This window comes from Maribellus sp. CM-23 (assembly GCF_021354595.1).
GTDB lineage: Bacteria > Bacteroidota > Bacteroidia > Bacteroidales > Prolixibacteraceae > Draconibacterium.
The window spans coordinates 556,511-578,891 of the sequence record NZ_JADWYJ010000004.1 but is presented as its reverse complement, the minus strand read 5'-3'; the positions used below and the strand labels follow the sequence as shown (position 1 = coordinate 578,891).

14 protein-coding genes are annotated in these 22,381 nt (G+C 43.4%); 6 read left to right on the top strand and 8 right to left on the bottom strand.

Features of this window, described 5'->3' with window-relative positions; all coding sequences use genetic code 11:
* Positions 1-97: 97 nt before the first annotated feature.
* From INQ51_RS16160 to INQ51_RS16140, 5 genes are all read right to left on the bottom strand, one after another.
* A complete protein-coding gene (locus INQ51_RS16160) occupies positions 98-1,432 on the bottom strand; it encodes a DUF3472 domain-containing protein (RefSeq protein ID WP_233378987.1) in 1,335 nt (444 codons plus the stop codon).
* 233 nt (positions 1,433-1,665) lie between these two features.
* Positions 1,666-3,336: a RagB/SusD family nutrient uptake outer membrane protein gene (locus tag INQ51_RS16155; RefSeq protein ID WP_233378986.1), complete on the bottom strand. Its 1,671-nt coding sequence runs from the start codon at positions 3,334-3,336 to the stop codon at positions 1,666-1,668.
* Between the two features lie 27 nt (positions 3,337-3,363).
* Entirely contained in the window at positions 3,364-6,363 is a 3,000-nt protein-coding gene (locus INQ51_RS16150; protein WP_233378985.1) for a SusC/RagA family TonB-linked outer membrane protein, read from the bottom strand.
* A gap of 67 nt (positions 6,364-6,430) precedes the next feature.
* Positions 6,431-7,357: a discoidin domain-containing protein gene (locus INQ51_RS16145; protein WP_233378984.1), complete on the bottom strand. Its 927-nt coding sequence runs from the start codon at positions 7,355-7,357 to the stop codon at positions 6,431-6,433.
* A gap of 296 nt (positions 7,358-7,653) precedes the next feature.
* Positions 7,654-8,226, bottom strand: a complete 573-nt coding sequence (locus tag INQ51_RS16140) for an RNA polymerase sigma-70 factor (RefSeq protein ID WP_233378983.1) — start codon at positions 8,224-8,226, stop codon at positions 7,654-7,656.
* A 317-nt stretch (positions 8,227-8,543) separates the two neighbouring features.
* On the opposite strand from INQ51_RS16140, the gene INQ51_RS16135 reads away from it, so the two are divergent.
* Positions 8,544-9,272: a FadR/GntR family transcriptional regulator gene (locus INQ51_RS16135; protein ID WP_119439655.1), complete on the top strand. Its 729-nt coding sequence runs from the start codon at positions 8,544-8,546 to the stop codon at positions 9,270-9,272.
* A gap of 3 nt (positions 9,273-9,275) precedes the next feature.
* Here the strand turns inward: INQ51_RS16135 and INQ51_RS16130 are convergent, their stop codons facing one another.
* Together INQ51_RS16130 and INQ51_RS16125 are read right to left on the bottom strand one after the other, a co-directional pair.
* The gene (locus tag INQ51_RS16130) at positions 9,276-10,091 is read right to left on the bottom strand and encodes an N-acetylmuramic acid 6-phosphate etherase (RefSeq protein ID WP_233378982.1); all 816 of its coding nucleotides are present in this window, start codon (positions 10,089-10,091) and stop codon (positions 9,276-9,278) included.
* Positions 10,092-10,101: 10 nt separating this feature from the next.
* Positions 10,102-10,947: an ATPase gene (locus tag INQ51_RS16125; protein WP_233378981.1), complete on the bottom strand. Its 846-nt coding sequence runs from the start codon at positions 10,945-10,947 to the stop codon at positions 10,102-10,104.
* A gap of 108 nt (positions 10,948-11,055) precedes the next feature.
* Between INQ51_RS16125 and INQ51_RS16120 the strand changes: the two genes are divergently transcribed.
* The 3 genes from INQ51_RS16120 (at position 11,056) to INQ51_RS16110 (ending at position 16,619) form a co-directional block, all read left to right on the top strand.
* Entirely contained in the window at positions 11,056-13,533 is a 2,478-nt protein-coding gene (locus INQ51_RS16120) for a glycoside hydrolase family 9 protein (protein WP_233378980.1), read from the top strand.
* A 132-nt stretch (positions 13,534-13,665) separates the two neighbouring features.
* On the top strand, positions 13,666-15,117 hold the full coding sequence (locus INQ51_RS16115) for a transglutaminase-like domain-containing protein (RefSeq protein WP_233378979.1): 1,452 nt from the start codon (positions 13,666-13,668) through the stop codon (positions 15,115-15,117).
* Between the two features lie 53 nt (positions 15,118-15,170).
* Positions 15,171-16,619: a sodium:solute symporter gene (locus INQ51_RS16110; protein WP_119439621.1), complete on the top strand. Its 1,449-nt coding sequence runs from the start codon at positions 15,171-15,173 to the stop codon at positions 16,617-16,619.
* Here the strand turns inward: INQ51_RS16110 and INQ51_RS16105 are convergent.
* Positions 16,616-17,728, bottom strand: a complete 1,113-nt coding sequence (locus INQ51_RS16105) for an anhydro-N-acetylmuramic acid kinase (protein ID WP_233378978.1) — start codon at positions 17,726-17,728, stop codon at positions 16,616-16,618. The two genes, INQ51_RS16110 and INQ51_RS16105, sit on opposite strands and share 4 nt — an antisense overlap.
* 354 nt (positions 17,729-18,082) lie before the next feature.
* Between INQ51_RS16105 and INQ51_RS16100 the strand changes: the two genes are divergently transcribed.
* A complete protein-coding gene (locus tag INQ51_RS16100; RefSeq protein WP_233378977.1) occupies positions 18,083-19,192 on the top strand; it encodes an acyltransferase family protein in 1,110 nt (369 codons plus the stop codon).
* Between the two features lie 43 nt (positions 19,193-19,235).
* A complete protein-coding gene (locus INQ51_RS16095) occupies positions 19,236-22,241 on the top strand; it encodes a glycoside hydrolase family 3 N-terminal domain-containing protein (protein WP_233378976.1) in 3,006 nt (1,001 codons plus the stop codon).
* The last annotated feature ends 140 nt before the right edge of the window (positions 22,242-22,381 follow it).

The following is a 22,381-nucleotide window of genomic DNA, read 5'->3' as shown; positions in this document are numbered from 1 at the left end:
GAATAACTTTAACTGATTGATAATTATGACCCACGAACAGATAAACTCTCCTCCAAAATTATATCACCGCTTTATAAATTGTCACATTCCCGTTGTATTAATTGGAAGAAAGAGCATCAAAATCAATGTCGGGAGCAATGCCTAAAGCCGGCCGGGTATGATAGGTATCAACCGTCGACGTTTCGTTAAAAAATCCACAGTTTCTCAGGTAGAATCCATTCTCGCCGCTTTTGTATCCACCGGCGTAATCCAACCGGGCTTTATCTCGGGCAGTTGCATCGGCCGTAAAACGTGCACGCGTCATTTCGTGCCAGGTTGAGTTGGTATCGTAAACCCACTGATTGTTATAATTAACCATTCGTCCCATTGGACCGGTTGCCGTGTCAAAATTTTCGAGGAACGAATGCAAGCCTGTCAGATAAGTGGAAATCATAGGACGTCTCCACTGTGCGATAAAATGCCATTTGCTTTGTTTCGGATCAAAAAAGTAGGCCGTGTAATCCGTTTTATTATCACCGGCAGGTTCTCCTTTTAACAGGAACCGATAAGTGTTCCCTGCTTCCCAGTTAAAAACCAGGTAACTTTGTCCGCCTGAACCTTCTCCGCCAAAATCGTTAATGGTCGTTTGGTTGCCTTTTGCAATAAGCTTTACCCGCTGGTCCTCCGGAATACTTCCCGGATCATCAGTCTGATAGGGACTCCAAACCGAAAACAGGATTCTTCTTTCACTCGATGAATTCACCTGCATGCCAAAATATCCTTCTCCAAAACCATTGGCCATAAAATAAGAACCAACTACATCGTTTCCTTCCGGTACGGTTACTTCGTTGTAAAACCATTGCACATCAGCTGTTCCCTCCGCTTTTTGATATGCAAGATGAACAGATGGCCCTCTACGGCCCCAGTAAAAATATTCTTCGTTCGAGAAATGCACTCCTGACGATGTTGCTTCGCCACCAAGAGCTATGTATTCTATAGAAGCAAACTGAGTGTTGCCACGATCAATACCCTGTAAATCGATATAATAATAGCCAGCAGTCGGAACAGTAAAGGCTCCTATATACACAATACCGTGATTGGTATCTTTTATTTCTATGTCTTTTGATTCGTTCTGAAAAGTTGCTTTAATAGTAGAGGTACCAGTGGCTACTGTTGCTTTTATTCCGATATGAACTTCTCCGGCTTTTTCCAAACGAAAATAGGTGCGTAAGACTGAACTTTTCGAGGTCCAGCTAAAACCGTCAAAGTCGGATGATTTCATTTGACTGGTTCCCACATTGTCCAAAAACCAGCTATTCCCTTTAGCGGGCACATGAACCGACATTTGCGGTGGTTCCTCCATCTTCATACCCTCTTCTTCGCTACAGGAAACAAGCAGATAAGAAAACATTAAAGCGAGGTAAAAGATGATGGTAATTTTTGAACTTTTCATCTTACTAAAATTGTTTGTTTTATTAAGGCATCGTATGGAACCCGGTTGGTATGAATTCCATTATCATGCTCATCTATTGGTTTTTATCTTGACTATCCTTTCACGAAAAACGATGCAAAGGCTAAGCTAAAACCAAGCACCTTCATCTTTTTCAAGGATTTACGATTATTAAAAAGAGACTCCACCCGGGTTATTTCCCGGGCAAAGCCCCTATGTTTAAATGTCAAACTAAACTATGGGTTTTGCACCAAATTAGGTTGAGCGAGTATTTGATCTTCCGGAATATAATCCACCACACGCGGATGATTTGCCGGAACAGTCATTAACGGATTGCTACCCTTGTCGTGTGTTCCAGGGTATCTGCGGTCCAGTGTCAGGCCATTTCTGAAGATGTCGTAACGACGGTGTGCCTCGAAAGCCAGTTCCAGGCGACGTTCTTCCAAAACAATCTGCAGAATGGTTTTGTCATCTGGTACCTCAGAATAGGTCGGGATATTCGCCCTTTCCCTGATCAGGTTAACATCGGCAAGTGCTCCGTCAACATCACCTGTTTTAGCAAGTGCTTCGGCCCTGTTGAGGTACATTTCAGCCAGACGAGAAATAATTGGAGAGAACAGTTGCGGCTGTCCTTCCTGGTTCGAACATTTTATCACAAAGTACTTCGGATAACCGTTACGAACTTCCATTTTCTTGTCTAAACGCACATAGGTTTTTCCAGAAATGTTGGCACCGTCAGTAATATAATAACGGGTAGTTCCATCCACATCTTCGGTTAAAACAGTGTGCGTACTGCCATTATATTCATACTCCCAATTGTTGCCGTTTTGAGTAACAGCATACATTTGGAACATTCGTGAACCCGAAGGTGATGACTTGTCGTAAGAATAAGTAATTTCATAGCTATTTCCGGCAACATATTGAGGAACAATAAACTTATGTCTTCTGTCAGCCGGATTTTGATCAAGCAAATCGCGGTAAGGTTCCGAAGCATACATTTCGCCCCAGCCAACACCGTCGATGGTGCAATACATACCGCCGAAAGCATACCAGTCGTAGTCATCTTCATCTTTTAAAGCCCGGCATGCAAAAATAACCTCTGCGTTATTTTCAGGCACCATAGTCGGATATGTTTCATATTCAGAACCATTAAGCAATTCGAAGTTACCAGATTCAATAACTTTTGTAGCAAATGCTGCTGCTTTGGTATTATCTTCCATGTAAAGATATATGCGGGAAAGCAAGGCATTGGCAGCCTGCTCGTTAGCATAAATATTGTATTCTTCCGGAAGTCGTTTAAAGTTGCTCATTAAATCGGCAGCAGTTGTTAAATCCGTAATAATCTGATCGTAAACTTCTTTAACTGTGTTCCTCAACGGAAGGCTGTCAACATTAGGTTCTGGATCCAAAATAATTGGCACTCCCAGGTTTGTTTCCGGCTCCTGGTTATAAGGTCTTCCCCAAACAGAAACAAGATTGAAGTAGAAAAAGGCACGCAGGTAATACATTTCACCAATTACATGGTTCATGCGGTCGGTACCTTTTTGTGCTTTGTCGATAACCTTATTGGCATTAACAATACCCTTATAACAAGTTTCCCATAAGTCGTTTAAGTGACCGTTATTAGGTATGTGTTGGTAATTATACATGTAAAAGAGGTTGTCGGTGGTAGAACCACTTAACGCAATATTATCCCCCCCAAATTCGCCATGGAAGTGGTAAGGGCGCATAAACTGATTCTTCTTTAAGAGAGCGTATGTACCCAAGGCAGCAGCTTCGATACCTAATTCATCTCCAAATACCTTTTCATCCTCGAGATCTTGAAAAGGATCTCGGGTAATATCACAGGCAGTAATTGAAAGTACCAGCAACACTGCAATAATTGAATATATTCTTTTAGTTGTCATACTCTTAATTTAATAATGAATACACGGTTAAAAATCTACTTTAACTCCAAACAATATTTTTTTCGACAGTGGATAAAGAGCCCCGCTTTCCGGATCCATACCCGACCAGTCGCTGATTGTAAGCAGGTTGTCTGCACTTACATATACTGAAGCATTGCTCATTTTAAGCTTACCCGCAAAATGTTTGGGTAGCAAGTACGACAGACTAACATTTCGCAAACGAATGTAACTGGCATCTTCGAGGTAACGTGATGACACTTTATTGGCGTTTTTATTCCCTCCATTGTGAGGTCTTGGATGAGTGGCAACGTCGCCTGGTTTTTCCCAACGGCTCCATCCGTTAACCAGATTCATGTTGTTAAATGCGATATACGAACCATCGCTGTCAAACAACTCACGATCGCTGTTGTATTTGTAAATGTCATCAACAAAAGAAATATTTGCCGATAAAGTAAAATTATCAAAACTAAGGGTATTTAATATACCTCCCGAATAAGTCGGTGTTCCTTTGCTTCCGGTAAATTGCAGCGTGGCTTCTGAATAATCAGAGGTAATGCCTATTGTCTCCGTTCCATCTTCGTTAACAATCACTTTTTCCCAAAGCGGGTCTCCATTGTTTGGATTTACACCGTACCATACGCGTTGATAGAATGCATCCATATCATGGCCCACTTCAATCCTTTTATTTCCACTGGTGTAAGCTTTGTCTTCGTACAATTCTTCTACCCTGTTTTTGTTGTAAGCAAGGTTAATAGTCATATCCCAGTTAAACCGCGGTGTTTTAATAATTTCAGGGGTCAGCGAAAGTTCATACCCTCGGTTGGTTACACGCCCAACATTCATCCAAACACCGTTGTAACCAGTTATTGCCGGAAGCCGCACATAAGTTAACAAGCCGTCGCTGTTTTTATAATACAGATCAAGATTTATTCCCACTCTGTTGAAAACCCTCGCAGTAATGGCAGTATTGTAACTGGTAACTTTTTCCCAGCTGATATCGGGATTACCTTTTTGATAAGGCGTTGCAGCACTGTTTCCGTTGTATTGGTCAACAAAAGCATAGTAGCCTAAATACTGAAAACCACCTGGAGCATTCCCAACCTGTCCCATACTGGCCGAGAGCTTTAACACATTTAGCCATTTTACATTTTTTAGAAACTGTTCGTTGTAGGCATTCCAACCCAAACTTGCCGACCAGAAATTACCATACTGGTTGTTAGGACCAAAGCTACTTGATCCCTGACGGTTGAAAGATGCCGTGGCCAGATATTTATTATCGTAAGCATACTGCAAGTTAACCAGGTAACTTTGCTTCGCACTTTCTCCTTTATAGCCTCCTACTGAAACTGCTTCGGCAGTTGCATTAAGAACCGTCAATCCAGCCGCAACTCCTTTGCCTTCAGCATCAGCATTATCAGTGTGATAATCGGTGTATTCCCAGGCCACAAATGCATTTACAGCATGTTGGTCGATTTCTTTTTTAAACCTAAGCATTTGGTTGGTAAAACGTGTCTGGCTAAATCCATAATATTCATACAGATTACCTTTATCGGACAAACCGCTTATTGAACGTTGATCGGTGTAATATTCCTGCTGACTATACCCAAGAGCAATGTTGTTCATCGACGAAAAAGTAAGCCAGTCGTTAATCTGATAATCGGCACCAACATTTATCCTGAAATTGTTACCACGCGATGTACCGTAGTTGTACTGTAAATCGTATAAGTAGTTGCTATTGTCCCTTCCGTACCAAACTTTGTTGTTATCAAGCAAGTATTGCTCCCCGGCTAAAGTTCTGGGGTCAAGCACCGAACCATCTGGAAAATAAGGGTCGTCCCACGGCATGTAGGTAAATATGGCGTAGGTAGAATGCTGCTGATCATGTGTCTGGCGATAGTCGCCTGAAAGATTGGCTTTAAGTGTCAGCTTTTCGGTGGCTTTTATGTCAATATTTGCAAGTCCTGAATAACGTTCGTATTCGTAACCTTTCAGTGCACCTGTTTCATCGTAATAAGTTCCTGACAGGTAAGCTGATATTTTATCGTTTCCGCCTTTGTAATTCACATTATATTCCTGCGCCACACCTGTTTGGGTTCCAATTTCCATCCAGTCAGTATCAGTATTCAAAACGTCTTCGGTAATTTTTGTATTCCAGATTTTCTGATAATCGTACAGTTCCTGCGAATTCATAACAGAAAAGTTCCCGGTGTTAAATGTGGTAAACCCACGCGTAGCATTTACGTTGATTTTGGAGATACCCTTTCCAGCACGTTGTGTTTGTACTAAAATTACTCCATTTGCCGCCAACGACCCGTATAAAGACGTTGCGGAAGCATCTTTTAAAACAGTAATGCTTTCCACATCTGCAGGACTCAGTCCGGGATCGCTGTTTCCATAAATAATACCATCAACTACCCACAAAGGTGATGTTTCGCCCGACAAAGAGCCTTTTCCACGAATGGTTATCGTTGTTTTATCGCCCGGACGACCACTGGCTGTTGCCGTATAAACACCTGCGACCTTGCCTTGCAGCATCGAAGAAACACTCGATGTAAATACATCCTTCAGCTCTTCATTATCCAAGGCCACAGCCGATCCTGTAAGATTCGACTTTTTAGTTGTTCCATATGCAATTACCATCACCTCGTCAATATCCCTTGTTTCACTTTTCAAACGGATGGCAAGTGTTGTCTGGCCCTGAACCGCAATTTCCTGGGTTTCGTAACCGATGAATGAAAATATCAGGGTAGCGTCGGCACTATTCACTGTAATGGCAAAATTTCCATCAATATCGGAGGTAGTTCCGGTAGTGGTTCCTTTAACCACGATTGTTACGCCGGGTAGAGGTTCCTGCGTATTATCATCAACAACAGTACCGCTCACGTCAAGCGACTGTGCATTTGCATTAAAAGAAAACAGCATAACAAACATCAACAGGCCCAATGCGCCCATGCTATGCTTTAGCGTGCTTAGGATATTATATTGACTGATCCCCTGGAAAAGCCTTATTTGCTGTATATACTTCATATTTTTTATATTTAGTCTTTTAGATACATGAACTTAAAAACTCGTTGCCACTAATTGAGCTCCCCTCTTAATACGGTAGTAAACCATCCTCAAATACTTGTAATTCACTCATCGTAGTGAACATTTGCCCGGTTGTACGGGTATCCAATATTCGGATTCTAAAGTATTTTGAAGAATAATTTTTATCGAGCTTAAGCTGATTTGCATCAGGACGAACTTTCGCGTCAAAACGGGTTGAAGTCCATACCGTTGTATACTCAACTCCATCAGAGCTGATTTGTACATCAAACTGAGCAGGGTCAATTCCTCTTGCCGAAACCGACCGGGTCCAGAAGTTGAATCCTCCAATGTATTTGGCCTCGCTGAAAGTTATCTGCACGTGGTGTGGCAATGGCATCACTTCTGCTCCCTCATCATTCGACCAGGCTGAGTGCCAGAATGTAGAAAGGTCACCATCAACCAGGCTTTCCTTTGGTCCTTCCCAAATCTCCTGTGTATATGTATCAATCATATCAGGAGTGAGAGTATGGAAAGTTTTGCCTGCTTTTGTGGTAAAGGCAATGGTTTCGCCATACGAAAGACCGGCTTCGTTAGCAGCATACGATCTTACTTTGTAATCGGTTTTTGCAGTTAGCCCACCAAGGGTAATCGAATAATTCCAGTCATCCTGCAGAATGCCCTCTGTTGTGTACTCACCAACTGGTTCATAGTTGTCATCAACAGTAGGTTCGGTATCTTCGGTAGTCCAGCAAACACCAATTGCCAACATTTTTGAACCGCCATTGGAAGTTACAACTCCGCTCACAACCGCATCCACATCGGTTATATCCGTCACTTCAATAGTTGTAGTTGCCGGAAGGCTGCCAGACTCCTCATCATCGCAACTACTTGTGAAAAGGATCATTGCTGTAGCAATCAATAAAAATGAGATCCTTGAAAAGTCCATCATTGAAACAATCCGGAACTTACTTTCTCTAGTTCTTCGTCTCTCCATAAGTTATTTACATTTAGTTTAACATAAAATAAAATGATTCAACAATATGATTTCATATGAAGTATGACGAAGCCCGATAACGAATACCCTACATTAGATTTGAAAATAATTAATAAGTGAAACGGCCTTAGGATATATTTTTCTGATATGCTGATGATCAACCAGAAATTTCAATTTTCAAAAAATGCTAAAGATGAAAGACTTATCCACTCTTCTGACAGCCAAAAGTGTTTTGCGTCCGACTAGCTTAATTATTAAGAAATAAAAGCCCAAACCCGGGAGCAAGGATCGAACTGTTACATAATTCGGAAGAATAAAAACAATAATGGGAGGTAATCTTTCAGTTCCGTTCGCAGCGATTTTAGCGCTCTGCCTACCAAGGCCTCCACTGCTTTGACCGAAATATTCATTTTTTTTGCAATTTCAGGATAAGTGTTGTTTTCAAACCGGCTGTATTCAAAAGCCATCCGACAACGTTCGGGTAAATTAGACAGAGCAACTACTAATTTCTCTTCAAACTCATGTACCAATAATTCGTTTTCGGTTGAATTCTCAGAAACAGGCTTGTCCAGCTCCGAGTCATGAGCTTTAGCGATCACTTTTTCCTTGCGCAGGTAATCGATACACTGATTTCGTACCATAAATGAAAGATACCCTGCCAAGTTCTGTATTTCATTCAATTCCGAACGTTTTTCCCAAAACTTGATAAAACACTCCTGCACTTGGTTTTGGGCAGCATCCATATCATTAATGTAAGATATTGCCTGCGCACAAAGTCCCTTGTAGTACTTTCTGAAAATGTAGTCGAAAGCCCTCTCCTGACCACTTTTTAATTCGTATAATAAAAAATCGTTACTGTAATCCCCCAATTCCTGTCAATGAAAAATGTGCCTCAAATATAAAAATAAAAGAATGACAATTAAACAGCCCTGCCATTATTACAATTAAGACAGGCACTTAGGTCTTAGCTGACAAATACTCTGCGCATTACTCCAAATATTCTCAACATTAGAAAACAAGTATTCACATGTATGAGATTTTCCCGTTCAAAAGGATACAATAAGGATAACACGCTTTCTAATTTAAAAGTCCAGTGATACAAAACCGAGAAAATTCAAAATCGCGAACGCGAAAAGGAAAAATAAGCTTAACTTGGCACATTCTACAGATAGCGCATATGGCAGAAATGAATAATATTTTTCAAAAGATTGGCACCACCCAAACGCTTAGTCAAAAAATTGAGCGAAACATTGAGCGTGCCATCCGGGAAAAGAAATTGCCTGTTGGCTCAAAATTGCCTTCAGAACGTGAACTTTGCGAAATGTTTGCAGTAAGCCGTACAGCTTTACGCGAAGCACTTCGCCGCCTGAGCGCCCGCGGGTTAATCGAGATCCGTAAAGGAAGCGGGATGATCGTGAAGAAAATCAACATGAAAGATGCGATCGACTCATTGAACTTGTATTATGACCTGAAGTTTGACATGGATCTGCTCACCCAGATCATTGAGTTGAGGTTGGCTTTTGAACCCGAAATTGCCAGAATGGCCGCGGTAAACCGTACCGATGACGACCTGAAAAACCTGACAACCAATCTGACAGAATTTGCGGCGTGCGATCCTGACAATACCCAGTTGGAATCAGATCTCGACAACAAATTCCATTTAACAGTGGCACGTGCCACCGGGAATCCGTTTGTGATTGTAACCATGGAACCCGTTCACAACCTTTTACCCCGGATGCGTAATTATATTTATGCCAACGTTGAAGGTGAAAAGGAAATTACCTTGGGCTACCACAAAGAAATTGTGAATGCGATTCGCGAAAAAGACGCCGATCGTGCCTATGAAAAAATGCAGGCACACATCGGACGCAATATGCAGGTTTACAACAAATTTCTTAAAAATTCGAATGCCTGACAATTACTTGTTTTTGTAATTCTCCAGAACTGCATTCACCGATCCGTGAACCAATAAAAGACGTCTTGATTTTTCTTCGTCGAAACCCAACTCCTCCATAATCATGCGGGTACCGCGCTGCACCAGTTTTTGATTGGTAAGCTGCATGTTTACCATCCGGTTGCCTTTTACCCGGCCCAGTTTAATCATGAGCGTTGTGGTTATCATGTTCAGAATCAGCTTTTGCGAAGTTCCTGATTTCATCCGGGTACTACCCGAAACAAACTCAGGGCCAACAATTGCCTCGATGGGAATATCAACATTCCGGGCCAGTTCACTATTCGGATTATTGGTAATACAGCCCGTTAAAATGCCATGTGCCCTGGCCGTGCTAACCGCACCAATCACATAGGGAGTTCTTCCCGAGGCCGCAATTCCGACCACCGTATCATGTTCGTTAATGTTAAAAGCCTGCAGTTCCTGCCACCCCAAATCCATATTGTCTTCGGCGGCTTCAACCGCTTTCCGGATAGCCTGATCGCCACCGGCTATCAAACCAATCACTACATCGTAACCAACGCCATAAGTCGGCGGAATTTCAGAAGCATCCAGGATGCCCAAACGACCGCTGGTACCGGCTCCCACATAGAAAAGCCTACCACCTTTTTTAATCCGTTCAACCGTTTTCGAAACCAGCTCTTCAATTTGCGGAATGGTTTGGTAAACGGCCGGCAACACCTTTTTGTCTTCTTCATGAATGCCTTCCAAAAGCTGTCGGACTGACATCTGATCCAGATCTTTGTACAACGATTCCGACTCGGTTATGCTTTGATTGGTCATATCTGTTAAATTATTTTTTGGAGTTAGTATGGTAATCATTTAAATGTTCAATCGGTTTTTGAATGATGAAAGGAGCCGCAAAACCATATTCGGCCGCCACTTTCTCAATGATCGGTTTAAAATTCCAGGCAATGGACCCTGAAAAGCCTAAACGGTAATTTTTTGCTTCCGGAATCTGTAATACATTTCGCTCCAGAAACTCGCCGATGCTTTTTCGCACCAGTGTTTCGCAATACATTTCAGAAATATTTTCGGATAAAAACGGGGCAAATCCAGCCAGGTATTTATTGGGGCGTTCCGTTCTGTAAACCCTTTCCAACACGCCTGCTTGAGTTACATTGTATTTTTCAGCAAAACGTTTTCTCAGTTCTTCCGGCATGACATTTTTAAAATAGTCCCCCAGCAGCTTTCGTCCCAAAACAGCGCCACTGCACTCGTCTCCCAAAATAAAACCAAGCGGAGGAATACCAAATTCCACTGTTTCACCATTGTACAAACAGGCATTTGAGCCGGTCCCCAATATACAGGCAATTCCGGTTGAATGTTTAAACAAGGCCCTTGCTGCAGCCAACACATCACTGTTTGCTTCTATTTTTGCTACAGGATACAACGGGCTTAATGCCTCTTTGACCACATTGCCACGCTCCGCATTGATAATTCCTGCACCATAGAAGAAAACCTCATCAACTTCCGGCACTTTCGGGAACAACTCACTTTTGAGCTCCTGATAAATATCGTCGCTTGATCTGAAGAAAGGGTTTATCCCTTTGGTTTGAATAACCTGGGAATTACCCTCAACATCAGTGTATAACCAGTCTGTTTTGGTTGATCCGCTATCTGCAATTAGAATTGTCATACCACAAATATAATATTTTCATCAGATAAGATGTAACATGTATTACAAATATTGTTTTTCTCTTTTCTAAAAGTTAATTTTGAGAAATTAAATCCAATACTATCCAATATGCAAAAGCCTACGATTCTTTCCACTATTCTGTTACTGCTTTTTTGTGTCCACGTTAGTTTTGCCGAAAACACAATTCGTATTAACCAACTGGGCTACTTGCCCAATGCAGCCAAAACAGCCGTTTTTTTGAGCGATGAAAAAATACACATTGAAACATTCAGTGTCTACAATACATTGTCGAATAAAAAGGTATTGGAAACAAAAGCTCAAGCAGCCAACGCCGAAATATGGGGAAAGCAATCGGCTTATCAATTTGATTTTTCGGAGTTGAAAAAAGAAGGTGGCTATTACATTGTGGCAGCTTCCACCCAATCTCCGTCGTTTAGAATTGCCGGAGATGTATACAAGGGAACCGCTGATTACATATTAAATTACATGCGCCAGCAGCGCTGTGGCTTCAATCCTTTTTTGGAGGATTCCTGCCATGTGCACGACGGCATTATTGTGGATCATCCTACCCGAACCGGCGAGAAAATAAATGTCACAGGAGGCTGGCACGACGCTTCTGACTACCTTCAGTATGTAACAACATCGGCCAATGCCACCTATCAGATGCTGTTTGCCTATCAACAGAATCCGGGCGTGTTTGGCGATGCCTACGACGCAAACGGCTTACCCGGAAAAAACGGGATACCTGACATTTTGGATGAAGCACGCTGGGGGCTGGAGTGGTTACTAAAAATGAATCCGGCCAAAAACGAAATGTACAACCAAATTGCCGACGACCGCGACCACCGTGGATACCGACTCCCAACCGAGGACACGGTTTCGTACGGGCTTGGAAATGCCCGACCAGTTTACTTTGTTACCGGAAAACCCCAGGGGCTGGGAAAGCACAAAAACCGAAGTACGGGCGTTGCTTCCACCGCTGCCAAATACACATCGGCATTTGCCTTGGGTGCAAAACTTTTCACACCGATTGATGCGGCATTTGCAGCCCAACTAAATACCAAAGCAGGCGACGCCTGGGAATTCGCTATATCGGATCCGGGAGTGTGCCAAACCGCCTGTGTTGTATCTCCCTATTTTTACGAAGAAGGCAACTACATCGACGACATGGAACTGGCGGCAGCCTCGCTTTACCATGCATCGGGCGATAAAACATACAGCCAGCAAGCCAACTACTGGGGCGAACTTGAACCTGTAACACCATGGATGGAACTGCACCGCGCCAGGCATTATCAATACTACCCTTTTGTGAACCTGGGACACTTCCTGCAGGCACAATCCACCGACCCCGCAATTGCAAAAAAATACCAGACACTGATGAAACAAGGACTGGATGATATAAAAAGACATGCAGGGGACGATCCTTTCCGGATTGGGGTTCCCTTTGTTTGGTGCTCCAATAATTTTGTTGTGGCAGCCGCTACGCAGGCAAGGCTCTACCGCGAGTTGACGGGCGACAGATCGTACGAAAAGATGGAAGCCGCACTTATCGACTGGCTTTTCGGATGTAACCCGTGGGGAACCAGCATGATCTGCGGCTTACCCGAGGGCGGCGACAACCCGCAACACCCCCACTCGTCCATTACGGTTTTAATGAACCAAACCACCACCGGAGGCCTGGTGGATGGTCCCGTTTACAGCTACATCTACGAAAGTCTGAGAGGGATACAGCTGACCCAAGAAGATGTGTACGCCAATTACCAGAACGGCAAAGCCGTTTACCACGACGATATTGGCGACTACTCATCCAACGAGCCAACCATGGATGGTACAGCCAGCCTGAGTTTTGTACTTTCTTCGCTCGAAGCAGAAGGGCAAAAAGAAACAGACTTAACGAACTGTGTAAAAGACAAGGAAGGTACCATCATACGAATGGACACTACCCAGGCCAATGTTTACCTGATATTCTCCGCTCACGATTTTAACGATGGTGGTGAGACAATTGCCAACACCTTAAAACAACGCAATTTAAAAGCATCCTTCTTCTTTACAGGAAGTTTTTACGACAATCCTTCCAACAAAAATCTGATCAGTCAGTTAATTCGGGATGGGCATTACCTGGGTGCACATTCCGACAAGCATTTATTGTACGCCGACTGGAACCAACGTGATTCGCTGCTGCTTAGCCGCGATGAGTTTGAATCGGATTTAACCGCCAACTATCGCAAAATGGAAGAAGCAGGCATAGCCATTTCTTCTGCCTCCTACTTTTTGCCGCCGTTTGAATGGTACAACCAAAGCATTACCGACTGGACCAGTCAACTGGGGCTAAACTTGGTGAATTTTACGCCCGGCATCAGAACCAACGCCGATTACACCACTCCGGATATGAAAAATTACAGATCATCAGACTGGATTTTGAACGATCTGAAAGAGAAGGAAAAGAATCAACCGGGGATGCTTAAAGGCAGCATGATTTTGATTCACCTCGGAACAAGCGAAAAACGTACGGACAAGCTCTACAACCGGCTGGAAGAACTGATCGACTTTCTGGAAAGCAAAAACTATCAACTCAAACGATTGTAACTAATTCTTAAATCATTGCTATTATAGAGCCAATGGACTTATTTGTTGAGATGAAAATAAACGAAGGAAATTTTTTTCATCATTATTTTCATTTTTTGTTTTGAAAATATTTCGAATTTATATATTTGTAACATGTCATACAGATTAATCAAACGGCATAAACTAAGCTTTCTTTTAACCGCGGCATTGGCTGTGATTACCTTCTCTTGTTCTACCAGGGATGCCAACAAAACGTTTGCACAATACCTGGACAAGGGAGAATTTACAAGGCTCCAGCACACCATTGATTCACTCAAAAAATCGGGAACAACACAATGGAGTACTTTTGAACTGGACTCTGTGGAGCAGCTAATCCATGCCATTCGGGTTGATTTTTCTCGCACTGAGCCTGAAATACAGGAGCAATTGAAAAATACTTTCCCTTCAGCCAGCGATGCAGACAAGGCAAACTGGGAAACATCCGGCAAACTGGAGATGCGATACATAGACGGAGAAAAGCGTTATTTTAAAAACTCAGTCCCGAATTTGCGCCGTCTGATTGATTTCACCCAGAACAAAAACAGACCCGTTCCGGAACAAAACATAGAACCTAACTCACTGACAGAGCTCCGCCTCGCACATACTCAACAGGTACTGGAAGCTTGTGCCGAAAATCCCAACGCTGCCCCCTCCCAACAAGTTACTTTTGCTTACACGCTGACGGTAAAACCCAACGCGGTGCCTGCCGGAGAAACGATTCGTTGCTGGCTGCCCGCTCCGCGCGAAGGTAATCCGCGACAAAGTGATTTTCAGGTACTGGAGGCTGAACCCGGAGATTATACAATTGCTCCGAATGAATGTTTGCAGCGTACTTTTTACATGGAGAAAAAAGCAGTGAAAGACGAAGCCACCCTATTTTCAGTAAAATTCTCGGTACGAACAAAACCTCAGTACTTTAACCTGAAACCTGAAAATATTCAGGCATACGATACGACCAGTGACATCTATCGCAATAACACCATTGAGCGACCTCCGCATATTGTTTTCTCTTCCGAAATGGTGGAGCTTGCCCAACAAATCGTTGGCAATGAAAACAATCCGTTGAAAAAGGTGGAAGCAATTTATACCTGGATCAGCGATTCAATCCCGTGGGCCAGTGCATTGGAATACGGAACTATTCCCAACATTCCGCAATACGTGCTAGCCAACCACCACGGTGACTGCGGCATGCAAACACTCCTTTTTATGACTTTGGCCCGTTCGCAGGGAATTCCTGTAAAATGGCAAAGCGGTTTTATGCTTCACCCGGGATTTGAGAATTTACACGACTGGTGTGAAGTTTATTACGAAGGAATTGGCTGGGTTCCCCTCGACCAGTCGTTCAAACTACAACCCACAAGCAACAAACAACTACGCAATTTTTATTTCCAGGGAATAGATACATACCGCCTGATTGTAAACGACGATTACGCGCAGAAACTATATCCTGAGAAAAAGCATCCGCGCAGCGAACCTTACGATTTCCAGCGCGGAGAAGTAGAGTGGAAAAAAGGAAACTTATATTTTGACCAATGGAGTTGGGACATGGATGTTACTTATCAATAAATTACTACTTTAAGTTTTGCATCTTTACGAACACTTCTGAAAACTGATTTAAAATGAGTACACTGCTGATTGCTATTATTATTCTCATGTTTTTTGCGGTATTGATGGGCGTGTCATGGTTTACCTCGCGCAATGCCGACAGCGAAACTTTTTTCACCGGAAATCGCCGTTCTCCCTGGTACCTGGTTGCTTTTGGGATGATCGGGTCCACCATCTCCGGGGTAACTTTTATTTCGGTGCCCGGCGAAGTTGGCAACTCGGCATGGACCTACCTTCAATTTCTGCTCGGAAACTTTATCGGATACTGGGTAATTGCACTGGTGCTTATTCCGCTTTACTACCGGCTAAACCTGGTTTCCATTTACACCTATCTCGATCAGCGCTTTGGGCTTCGTTCGTACAAAACAGGAGCTTTCTTTTTTCTTGTTTCGCAAACCATCGGGGCTTCTTTCAGACTATACCTGGCAGCAGGTGTACTTCAGATCGCTTTTTTCAACGACTTTGGAATCCCGTTCTGGCTAACCGTTTTGATCACTCTTTTCCTCATCTGGATCTACACCTACCGCGCAGGAATTAAAACCGTGGTTTGGACCGATTCGCTGCAAACGTTTTTTATTTTGGGTGCCGTGGGAATTACCATTTGGGTGATCCTGAGCCAGCTCGATTTAAGCTTTGGCGACATGGTGACAGTAGTTGATCACCATCCGTTTAGCCGGATTTTTGACTGGGACTGGAAATCGAAAACCAACTTTTTCAAACAATTTATGGCGGGTGTTGGAATTGTTCTGACCATGAACGGACTGGACCAGAACATGATGCAAAAAAACCTGACCTGTAAAACAAGAAAAGACGCACAAAAAAATATTTTCTGGTTCAGCTTTGCCTTTATTATTGCCAATATTTTCTTCCTGTCGCTGGGAGTGATGTTGTATTATTATGCAGCTCAAAAAGGGATTGATCTGCCATCGCGAACCGACGACCTTTTCCCGTTACTGGCCATCAAATATTTTGGGCCTCTTGCAGGGGCACTATTCCTGCTCGGAATTTTATCCGCAGCTTACTCCAGTGCCGATTCGGCCCTGACAGCCTTAACAACATCCTTTTGCATTGATTTTCTGAACCTGGATCCGGCAGCGCCTAAAAGTAAGAGAACCCGGATATTGGTACACGTTGGTTTTTCGCTGCTGATGTTTTTAGTAATTGTGATTTTCCGAATTATCAATAATGAAAGCGTTGTTTCCGCCGTATTCAGGGTGGCAGGCTACACTTACGGCCCCTTGCTCGGGCTGTTTGCTTTCGGGATTCTAACCAAACGAATGGTGAAAGACCGCTTCGTTCCGCTGGTGGGTTTACTGTCGCCGGTTTTAACCTACATCGTTAATGCCAATTCAGAAGCCTGGTTCGGGGGCTACAAATTTGGATTTGAGCTTTTGCTTCTGAACGGACTAATTATGTTTACAGGTCTGCTTCTCCTGTCGCACAACAAACAAGAGTCCCGCTAAAAAGTCTTCGGGTCGTAAATCGTTCCCAACAATACTTTTTTATGTGCACCGGTAACCGAAGGCAGGTTGCCGGGTTCGTCTTTAATCCGTCGCATGGCGAGCCACGCAAATGCTACAGCTTCCATTTGTTGCGGGTGAATCCCAAGCTCCTCGGTGTTGGCAACGCGGGCACCGGGTAAATGAAAGGCAAGCCGCTTCATCAGAATTTTATTGAAAGCCCCCCCCCCGCAAACATACATAGCATCAGTTTCCGGCGCATATTTCTCCACAGACTGAGCCACACTAGCCGCAGTTAATTCCAGCAAGGTAGCCTGCACATCTTCCTTCCTGTATTCAGAAATTCCTTGAAGGTGTTTGTTCAGCCAATCCAGATTAAACAATTCACGTCCCGTGCTTTTCGGTGCCGGTTGTTTAAAATAGTCGTCAGCCAGCATTTCGCTCAGTAGCTTCGGAATCACTTTCCCACTTGCGGCCCATTCACCATCTTTGTCAAACTTGCGGTCCAGACAATGCAGTATCCAGGCATCCATCAAACAATTGGCCGGCCCGGTATCAAAGCCAAGAACCGAGTCATCGTTATCAGCAAGAACCGTAATATTGGCGATGCCGCCCAGGTTCAGAACCACCCGCTTCTCGCGCTTGCTATATAGAAAAGCCTGATGAAAAGCCGGCACTAACGGAGCTCCTTGTCCGCCAAAAGCCATATCCATCCGACGAAAATCAACAACCGTACGAATTCCGGTTTGGGCAGCAATTACATTTCCATCTCCCAACTGCATAGTAAAAGGAAATTGGGTAGCCGGAGAATGAAACACCGTTTGTCCGTGGCAACCAATGGCCACAACATCACTTGAATCAGTACTCGATTTTTGCAACAGCTGTTTCACCGCATCCGCATAACACAAAGCCAGTTGATGATCAACTTCACCAAGCACATATATTTCAGATCGATAACTATTAATTAATTCAGTCAATACGGATTTAAGCTTTTCCGGAAAAGACTGCGAATGCATCTGAACACGCAGTATTTTATTGTCTTCAAAGCCAACCAGAACTGTATCAATACCATCCATACTTGTTCCTGACATGATTCCGATATATTGTTCCATAGATAGTTTTTAAGTTGTGATTCAAGACAAAGATTTGCAGAATTTGTAATACATCTTACATTTTATTTTGTACAACATATGTTTTTAATAATCCCTTTTTCAATAACACAAATCACAAAAGATACAAATCAGACCAACATCAAACTTTTTACACATACAATAAACTAATAACAAAACAAAACGACACAAATACGAATAACTACATATCAATATGAAAAATACATTAAGAAGAAATATTATACATAGAACATGTCATACATCTTACAAAAAAAATATATATTTGAAAATGTACTTTTTAACTGAAATCTAACCAGACGGTTATTATTTGTTTAACCGGAACAAAGTAACAAGTGGATGAAAACAGCAAAACGTTATCTGGCTCTTGATGTACTGCGCGGCCTGACCATTGTGGCCATGATTGCAGTTAATAATCCCGGGAGCTGGTCCTATATTTATGCACCAATGCGACATTCAGAATGGCACGGGTGTACCCCAACTGATCTGGTTTTTCCGTTTTTCCTTTTTGTAGTAGGCGTTTCCATGTTTTTCTCATTTTCAAAATACGGGAATGCATTGAATCATGATTCATTCATCCGGTTGGGCAAACGAACACTTTTGATTTTTGCCATTGGGCTTTTTCTGAATTCGTTTCCCCAGTGGGACAAAGATTTCTCGCGCTTACGAATAATGGGTGTTCTTCAGCGAATAGCCATTGTTTACGGTATCGCTTCATTAATTGTATTATCGGCAAAGAGAACATGGCTCCCCTACATATCGGCAGCACTGTTATTATTGTATTGGGGCATCTTGTTTTATTTTGGCTCCGACGATCCTTACAGCTTAAAGGGCAACGCAACGCTTGCTTTCGACCGCATGATCCTGGGTGAAAATCATTTATACCGGGGCTTTGGAATTCCGTTCGATCCCGAAGGTTTACTAAGTACCCTGCCGGCTATTGTTACCGCATTGCTGGGCTATATGGCCGGTGCACTTATCAGGGAAACCGATAAACAAAAGATTCCGCAGCGACTCCTGCTTGGAGGTGTGGCCGGTATTGCGGCCGGGTTAATCTGGGGGCTGGTTTTCCCTATCAACAAACCGCTTTGGACCAGTTCCTATGTACTCTATTCCGCGGGATGGGCAGCGGTTGTATTGGCGGTTCTAATCTGGGTAATCGATATTAAATCATACAAAAAATGGACGTCGGTCTTCGTTGTGTTCGGAATGAACCCGCTCTTCATTTTTGCTCTTTCGGGTTTGTGGGCCATCACTCTGTCGCGCATCATCCGTTTTGATAACGGCGAAGGAAAAATGACCAATGGATACAGCTGGCTGTACCACCATATTTTTGAACCTCTGGCCGGTCCCTTAAACGGCTCATTGCTTTTTGCACTGACACATGTGTGCTTTTTCTGGCTGATTGGCTGGGTATTGTACCGCAAAAAAATATTTATAAAAGTATAATACTGAATTAACTCATTTTCATCTCGTTTAACTGATTATTGTAATGACAAACAGGATAAAAAAAGCGATTCTACTACTCCTCATTTTTACAGCGGCATGGGGAAAAACCTTTGCCCAGTTCAGAATGGATGAGTTATTGGAAAACCCGTGGGTAGACTCAGTATTTCAATCGCTTACACCGGACCAGCGCATTGCCCAACTGGTATGGGTAAACACTGCTGCTAACAACGACATTGCTGCTCAGCTGAAAGTAACTGAACTTATAAAAAAATACAACCTTGGGGGTGTGATCTTTTTCACCGGCGACCCGGAAGAACAGGTTGAATTAACCAATGTTTACCAGGCTTCGGCACAAACACCTCTGTTTGTTGCCATGGATGCTGAATGGGGAGTGGGTATGCGCATGCCCGGCGTTATTCCCTTTCCTTACAATATGATGATGGGCGCGTCTTACAGCCCGGAACTAATAAAAGAAACAACCCGTGAAATGGCCCGGCAAATGAAACGCCTGGGGGTTCACGTCAACCTGGGGCCGGTGGTTGACATCAACACCGAACCTCAGAACCCGATCATCGGGATGCGTTCGTTTGGTGAATCTCCCGCGCAGGTAGCTGCTTGCGGGCTGGCTTACATGCAGGGTTTACAGGAAAACAACATTATTGCGGTGGCCAAACATTTTCCCGGTCACGGAGATACACAATCCGACTCGCATTTTACCCTACCGGTTGTTCCCTATTCAACCGAACGACTCGATTCTGTAGAATTGTATCCGTTCAAAAAGCTGGTTGAGCAAGGTATTGCCGGAGTAATGAGTGCCCACCTGAATGTTCCGCAATTAGACGAGCAGGAAGGTATTCCGTCCAGTCTTTCACCTAAAATAATTAACGGAATACTGCGCGACAAATGGAACTTCAACGGCCTGATAATTACCGATGCAATGAATATGGCAGGTGCCAGCACGTATGGCGAGCCAGGCGAAATTGAAGCACTTGCACTAAAAGCAGGCAACGATGTGATTGAATTTCCGAAAGATGTGGAGCAAACAATTGCCGGGATAAAAAATGCGGTTGAAAACGGACTACTTTCGCAGGAGGAGATTGATCTTAAATGCCGAAGAGTTTTGGCAGCTAAATATTGGGCTGGGTTAAACAAACTCTCCCGTGTTTCATCCTTTAACCTGATGCAGGACCTAAACAATCCGCAGGCTGAACTGGTAAAACGGAAAATGATCGAGGCTTCGTTGACCCTGCTCGAAAACCAAAACCAGTTGATTCCGGTTCAGGGACTTGATACTCTAAAAGTAGCCTGCCTGTCAGTGGGCAGAACCTCGCCAACTCCTTTCCAGAACATCCTTTCAAAATACACGAAAACAGATAACTTCTTTCTTCCGGAGCAATTTACTGCCGCCGAACTGGAAGAAGTCAAAACAAAGCTGAAAGATTACAACCTGGTCGTTACGGGTCTTCATTTGTATGAAAGCAAAAGAAGACACTCGATGCAGGTAGGCAATATGCAAAAAGTCAGGCCACAGAGATCGTATGGTTTGACCCACGAAACGGAGAATTTGCTGAATTACCTGGCTAATGAGAAAAAATCAATTGCCGTGTTTTTCTCCAGTCCGTATGCTTTGGCCGAGGTCAAAAACTTTACTCCGCCTGCCGGACTGATAATGGCTTACCAAAACGATTCGCTGGTTCAGGAACTGGCAGCCCAGCTGATTTTCGGCGGAATTGGCGCATCGGGAAAACTGCCCGTGAGCCTGGGTAACTATTACAAAATTGGCGACGGAATAAACATTGAAAATGCTGTGCGATTGAAATACACCATCCCGGAAGAAGTGGGGATGAATGGCCAGCGTCTTAACCACCGGATCGACTCAATTGTTTCAGAAGCGATTCAGAAAAAAGCCACTCCCGGATGTAGTGTCCTCGCAGCCAAAGACGGAAAAATCATCTTTCGCAAAACTTATGGTTTTCACACCTACCATCAGCGTACTCCGGTTTCGGAAGACGATTTGTACGACCTGGCTTCAGTGACCAAAATTTCAGGTGCACTTGCAGCTGTTCTTAAATTAACTGATGAAGGAAAAATCAATCTCGACAATAAATTCTCGCATGACTGGCCCGACTGGAAAAAGAGCCTGTTTCATTCTTCGGACAAAGAAGATTTAGGCTGGCGCGAGATTCTTGCTCACCAGGCCGGGCTAATCCCCTACCTAAACTATTGGACAGAAACAGTAAAAGACAACAAACTGGAAGACCGCTGGTATTCTGTCCAGGAAACCAACGATTATCAGTTGGAAGTTGCGCCTGGCCTGTTCCTGAAAAATAAATTCAAAAAAAGGATCTACAAAGATATCCGCAAATCGAAACTAAATCCTCCGGGAAAATATGTTTACAGTGGCCTTTCATTTCTGATCATTCCGCAGATTACCGAAAATCTGTCCGGTCAGACCTATGCTGAATTTCTGGACAATAATTTCTACCACTCGCTGGGAGCATACAACATTACCTACAATCCGCTCGATAAATTTCCGCTTGACCGGATTGTGCCAACGGAATACGACGTCCACTACCGGAAGCGGCAAATTCAGGGAACCGTGCACGACGAGGCAGCTGCTGTTTTTGGTGGCTTCTCAGGCAATGCGGGCCTTTTTGCCAATGCCAACGACCTTGCCAAGCTGATGGAAATGTACCTGCAAATGGGAACATACGGAGGAAATCAGTACCTGAGCAGAAAAACCATGGAAGAATTTACCCGTGTTCAGTTTCCAGAAAATAACAACCGGCGCGGACTCGGTTTCGACAAACCATTGTTAAACAATAAAGAAGTAACACCCGAGCAAAGCTATCCTTGCCCGGGAGCGAGCCCCGATAGTTTCGGGCATTCCGGTTTTACCGGAACATTTGTATGGGCCGACCCCACTTACAACCTCATTTACATCTTTCTGAGTAACCGTGTCTATCCAACGCGTGAAACAAATATGCTTGGCAAACTGAATGTTAGATCCCAGGTTCTGCAAACATTCTATGATGAAATGAGGAAGTAACTGATACTACACTAATATAAGATGTATTAGAAAATAGATGGTGCAAGTAAAATTTCGTTCTCTAAATAAATAACGCACGTTTTGCCTTGCATCTCGAGAACTACAAATTATGAATACTAACGTTTAATTAAATTAATTTT